Consider the following 5608-nt stretch of genomic DNA (forward strand, 5'->3'; position numbering starts at 1 on the left):
CTGGAAATATAAAGGTAGACAGCACATTTCTCGATATATAGGAAACAAGAAACAGCCAGCCCGCATGTATAGCATTCATTCCTTTAGTCATTCCTCTCTCCCTCAACTCGTCACGAAACCCCAAGTTCTTTGTCTATCCGCTGTATCGAACGCTTGGACTTGAGCAAAGCTGTGGACAGTAGAATAACGATGCCCGATACGACGGGAATAGAATCTATTTTTTGACCATCGTTTTCGCCAGCTTGATCAGGTCTTCTTTCGTCAATGGATTGTCTGAATTGGTTTCGATTTGAAATCTTTTACCATTTTCAATCCAGTTAAGAAAATTTCTATATGTTACTTCCCTGATCTTCGGATCTTTGAGATTCGGAGATTCCTTTTCCATGTCTTTAGCGGATTTATAGACATACCCTTTTTGTTTCTTATCTTTCTCGTCAAGATGAAAACTCGAAAATAGGATATAGTCTTCTCCATTCGTGTACGTTAACATGATGTGGTCGCTTTTTGTCACGTTAATCTTCTTGGAATATACCTGGTTTGCCCAGCTTTTTAGCCTCGGCTTTCATTGCTGCTAAATCCTTAGGAGTGAACACAGAAAAAATATTCGCTTCGGCTAAGGTATAACCCTCCGGCAAGTCAGCAGGTTGCTGCGGTACCGCCTCTTTCAAGATCGATGCTCTTTTGAGGTAAGCCTCATATGTATCGAAGCTTGGAGACGGGCTTCCCATGAGAGAAACTTCTTGGTCGCCTTTTTCTTTCTTTAATTCATTGCTGACATATACCATATACGTATCATCCGGATTTTTTTCAAGCAATTTGGCGATCCTCTCCTTCTCCGCTTTCTCCAGCTTCTCGCCTTCACTTGCAGCCTTTGGTTTAGCTGCCGCCGTCTTCAGGGTGATGTCGCTTGAAGTACGGGATGGGGCGGCCTCTGCCGTGAGGTTCACCGAAGAACCCAGTAATAAAATACTGCTTAGTGCTGTAATTGCTACTTTTGATGCTACTTTCATTTTGTCATGCAAAAGTTGACCCACATCAACCTACGGATCACGCTCAAAAAGATAGCCCATGCATCCTATTTCAGACTGCATGGGCTTGTACGCAAGAACTAAGACGAATCCATATTATATTCTCATCATTTCTACAATCATTCCGTTTACAAAGCTATTTTTTTACTGCCGTTTTCGCCAGCTTGATCAGGTCTTCTTCCGTCAACGGATTACCCTTATTGGTTACGATTTGAAAAACTTTTTCACCTTCTTCCCAGCTAAGATAATTTCTTCCTTCGTGCTTCGGATCTTCCTTTTCCTTGTCTTTAGCGGATGTATAGGTGTATTCCTTTTCTTTCCTCTTCTTATCTTTTAAATCTTCCTCGTCAAAATGAAAACTCTGAAATGAGATAAAGTCTTCTCCATTCGTGTACGTTAACGCGATGTGGTCGCTGTGTGTTACGTTAATCTTCTTGGAATATATTTGTTTGCCCAGCTTTTTAGCCTCGGCTTTCACTGCTGCAAAATCCTTAGGAGTGAACACGAAATAAATATTCGCTTTGCTTAAGGTATAGCCCTCCGGCAAGTCAGTTGGCTGCTGCAGAACCGCCTCTTTCAAGGTCGATGCTCTTTTGAGATAAGCCTCATATGTATCGAAGCTTGGAGGTGAGCCTCCCATGAGAAAAACTTCCCTGCCGCCTTTTTCTTTCTTTAATTCATTGCTGACATATAACATGTACGTATCATCCGGATTTTCTTTCATCAACTTGATTATTTTATCCTTCTCTTCTTTTTCTAACCTTTCCCCTTCACTTATCGCCTTAGGTTTAGCGGCTGCCGTCTTCAAGGCGATGTCGCTTGAAGCATGGGATGGGGCCGCCTCTACCTTAAGGTTCACCGAAGAACCCAACAAAAAAATACTACTCAGTGCTGTGATTGCTACTTTTGATACTGTTTTCATGCTATGGCGCTCCTCTCATTTTGAGCCACCCCCATAACCTACAACTGTAGTTTATGGGGGTGGACTTGGTTCATGTATTCTATTTAGCTGCATGGGCTTGTACAGTAATTCCGTCTATATATCTATTTTTTTACTACCGTTTTTGCTAACATGATCAACTCTTCCTTCGTCAACGGATTGTTCTTGTTGGTTTCCACTTGGAAGCTTTTGCCATCTTCTCTCCAACTAACATAATTTCTTCCTTCATGACTCGAATAGCTATATTCCTTTTCCTTCTTCTTCTTATATTCTTCTAAATCGTTCTCGTCCCAATGAAAACTCGCTATATTAATAAAGTCTTGTCCTTTTGTGTACGTCAGTGAGATATGGTCGCTTTTGATCATGTTCATTTTCTTCGAATATACCTGTTTGCCCAGCTTTTTAGCCTCGGCTTTTATTGCTGCTAAATCCTTAGGAGTGAACACAGAATAAATATCCGCTTTAGTTAAGCGATAACCCTCCGGCAAGTCGGCTGGCTGCTGCGGCACCGCCTCTTTCAAGGCCGATGCTCTTTTGAGGTAATCCTCATAGGTATCAAAGCTTTGAGATCGAGGACTTCCCATAAAAGAAACTTCTGAAAAAGAAATACTCCCTTCCGGAATACTGTCCTTTTCTTTCTTTAATTCACTGCTGACATATAAAATGTACGAGTCATGCGGATTTTCTTGCAGCAACTTGTTAATCTTATCCCGCTCTGCTTCTACTAATTTTTCACCTTCGCTTATCAACCCTGTTTTGACGGCTGCCGTCTTCACAGTGATATTGCTTGAAGCACGAGATGGGGCCGCCTCTGCCATGAGATTTATTGAAGAAGAACCCAACATTAACATGCTGCTTAATGCTGTAATTGCTACTTTTGATGCTACTTTCATTTTGTAGTACTCCTCTCATTTTTGATTTCAACTCAAACTACAATTGTAGTTTAATTACATACTACATCTGTAGTTTATAGTTGTCAACCATATTTATGTAAATTTTTCACCTTCTATATCAACTTGCGGATCACACTTAAAAAGATAACCCATGCAATCTATTCTGACTGCATGGGCTTTTGCAAGATCTGAGACGATTCTGTAAACCTTTTCTATCATTTCTAAAAAATATTTCGATTACAAGGCTATTCTAATACTGCCGTTTTCGCTAACTGGATCAGCTCATCCTTCGTCAATGGATTACTCGGATTGGTTACAATCTGGAAGCTTTTACCATTTTGTCTCCAACTAAGATAATTTTTTCCTTCGTGATTCGTATAGCTATATTCCTTTTCTTTCCTCTTTTTATATTCCTCTAAATCTTTCTCGTCCCAATGGAAATTCGTTATATTGATAAAGTCTTCGCCTTTCGTGTATGTTAGCGAGATATGATCGCTTTTTGTTATATTCATTTTCTTGGAATATACCTGTTTGCCCAGCTTTTTAGCCTCGGCCTTCACTGGTGCAAAATCCTTTGAAGTGAACACATTATCAATTTCCGCATTGCTAAAGATATAACCATCCGGCAAGTCAGCCGGCTGCTGCGGTACCGCCTCTTTCAAAGCTGATGCTCTTTTGAGGTAAGCCTCATAGGTATCGAAGCTAGGAGAAGGACTTCCCATTAGATAAAATTCAGAAAGAGAAAAACCCTCAACTGGGAGACCGCCTTTTACCTCATTGCTGGCATATACGATATACGTATCATCCGGATTTTTTTCTAGCAATTTGGCGATTCTCCCTTTCTCCTCTTCCTCCAGCTTCTTCCCTTCAGCTTTAGGTTTAGCTGCCGTCGTTTCCAAAGCGATCTCGTTTACAGCAGGGGACGAGGCAGCATCAACATCGTTACCCTTCGCATTTACCAGCGACACACTGCCAAGCGCAATCATAATCGCCATCCCGAACATGGACAAATGATAGGATCTTTTATGAAATTGCTTGATCATTAACAATCTTCTCTTCATTTGTTTATGCGTTGCGGATAATCCGGCAAGACCTGGCTGATGTCGTTTGCCTGACAAATGAAAATGCTCCAGCACATGAATGATGGTCTGCCCGTATGTATGGTTATGCTGTAGAGGCATCAGTGAACTCATCCGATCCAGCACACATGCATCGCAGGCCATCTCCTGATCCTGCCTTGCTTTATGTACAGCAAGCCACAACAATGGATTAAACCAATGAAGAATGAGCAGAATGTGCATCATCCAGTTCACCGCCACATCCCGCCGCTGGATGTGCCCAAACTCGTGCGCTAAAATACACTGAAGCTGTTCCCCTCGCAGCGTGACGAGCAGACTCGGCGATATTACAATCGCCGGCTTGCGAAAACCGACTACCGCAGGCCCAGGAATGCGTTCACTGGCCACAAACCTCACATCACGCTTTACGCCCATTAACTGCTTTGTTTCGCGGAACACGGTCGATAAATAAGGCGTTTCAATTGTTCTGCCCTCACGAAGGGCTCGCTTCAATTGAAACTGGTCATAAACGGTTTTCGCAGCAAAAAGCAGGACGCCCAAGAGCCAAACTGACATCAGCATATTGGTGAAGCCCATTTGCTTGAACCCACTCCACCAAAAGCGCATGTCCCATGTGGTATCTGATTCAAGAGACGAGTTGGATACCTCTATTTTTCTTTCTAAGAGGACGCTTTTATCCGAGTCAGCAGCATTCTCTGCTTGAGCCTTTGCTTCGCTCCTTTCCCCTGCACCTTCCCACAAGCTGTTCCAAGCCGATGGAAGTTGAGCTTGTGATTGTTCTTGACTAACGGGAACTATGGCCTCCAACGAAAAAACATTGTATAGGCTGAGTGAAGATTCCGGCGCCCAAGGCAGCAGCAGACGAATCGCTACAGGTACCCAGAGCAGATACATCCACCTAACTTCAAGCTTGTTTTTCAATAAAAATTGCAGGATAAGAACCATCACGATAAGGATACTAGCCATAAAAGATCCGCGGAGCACCCAGCCGAAAAGCGATAATAAACATTCATACAGTGTCGGACTCATTCGAAATCTCTCTTTTCCGAATTGTCACCGCGTTTATCATCAAATAAAGCCTTGAGATCCTCTATTTCCTGGGCGTTCAGCTTCTTATCCTCTAGAAAGTGGGCCAGCATCGGCTTTAATGACCCGCCATACAGCTTTTTCATAAATGAAGTCGTTTCAGATCGCAAGTATTCCTGCTCGCTGATGATCGGATAAAATAATTGGGTGCGCTTCGAACCCTTTTCCAGCTTCGCACCCGCCGCTTCCTTCTGTACCAGACGACTAAGGAGCGTCCGAGTCGTATTCGGGTTCCACCCCATTCGATCCATCATTTTTTTTACGACCTCACTCGAAGGGCAATTCGGATTTGTCCACAAGACGCGCATAATTTCCAACTCTGCATCCGTAATGGGCGGTATTTGATTCATGCATGAAACCTCCAAAAATAATTTAACAAAACTACGTATGTAGTTATAAATCATGTTACAACTGTAGTTTGGTAAAGTCAACATGTTTGGTACTCTTGATATATAAATGGATCAACACGATGAGAGTATGCGAGCTGAGCTAATTCATTGAGATCGTTTACGTCCAAATGGGTGATCGAATGAGTCCCCCACTTACGTATATCGTAGTTATATTGACACTCCACACGGCTAA

General features: G+C 42.6%; 6 protein-coding genes. All 6 read right to left on the reverse strand.

All coding sequences use genetic code 11. The features are described 5' to 3' along the window. Positions 1 to 214 precede the first annotated feature (214 nt). The gene (locus A372_RS38230) at positions 215 to 511 is read right to left on the reverse strand and encodes a DUF4367 domain-containing protein (RefSeq protein ID WP_019418951.1); all 297 of its coding nucleotides are present in this window, start codon (positions 509 to 511) and stop codon (positions 215 to 217) included. A 1-nt stretch (position 512) separates the two neighbouring features. Then, the gene (locus A372_RS38235) at positions 513 to 1022 is read right to left on the reverse strand and encodes a hypothetical protein (RefSeq protein WP_051004439.1); all 510 of its coding nucleotides are present in this window, start codon (positions 1020 to 1022) and stop codon (positions 513 to 515) included. 142 nt (positions 1023 to 1164) lie between these two features. Then, positions 1165 to 1950, reverse strand: a complete 786-nt coding sequence (locus A372_RS0100805; protein ID WP_019418952.1) for a hypothetical protein — start codon at positions 1948 to 1950, stop codon at positions 1165 to 1167. Positions 1951 to 2072: 122 nt separating this feature from the next. Then, positions 2073 to 2861 carry a hypothetical protein gene (locus A372_RS0100810; RefSeq protein ID WP_019418953.1) on the reverse strand — a complete coding sequence of 263 codons (789 nt, stop codon included), beginning with the start codon at positions 2859 to 2861 and terminating at the stop codon, positions 2073 to 2075. A gap of 245 nt (positions 2862 to 3106) precedes the next feature. Continuing rightward, entirely contained in the window at positions 3107 to 4969 is a 1863-nt protein-coding gene (locus A372_RS0100815) for a M56 family metallopeptidase (RefSeq protein ID WP_019418954.1), read from the reverse strand. Then, on the reverse strand, positions 4966 to 5376 hold the full coding sequence (locus A372_RS0100820) for a BlaI/MecI/CopY family transcriptional regulator (RefSeq protein WP_019418955.1): 411 nt from the start codon (positions 5374 to 5376) through the stop codon (positions 4966 to 4968). The genes A372_RS0100815 and A372_RS0100820 overlap by 4 nt, the downstream gene beginning before the upstream one ends. Between the last annotated feature and the right edge of the window lie 232 nt (positions 5377 to 5608).

The organism is Paenibacillus sp. OSY-SE, from assembly GCF_000283315.1.
GTDB lineage: Bacteria > Bacillota > Bacilli > Paenibacillales > Paenibacillaceae > Paenibacillus_B > Paenibacillus_B profundus.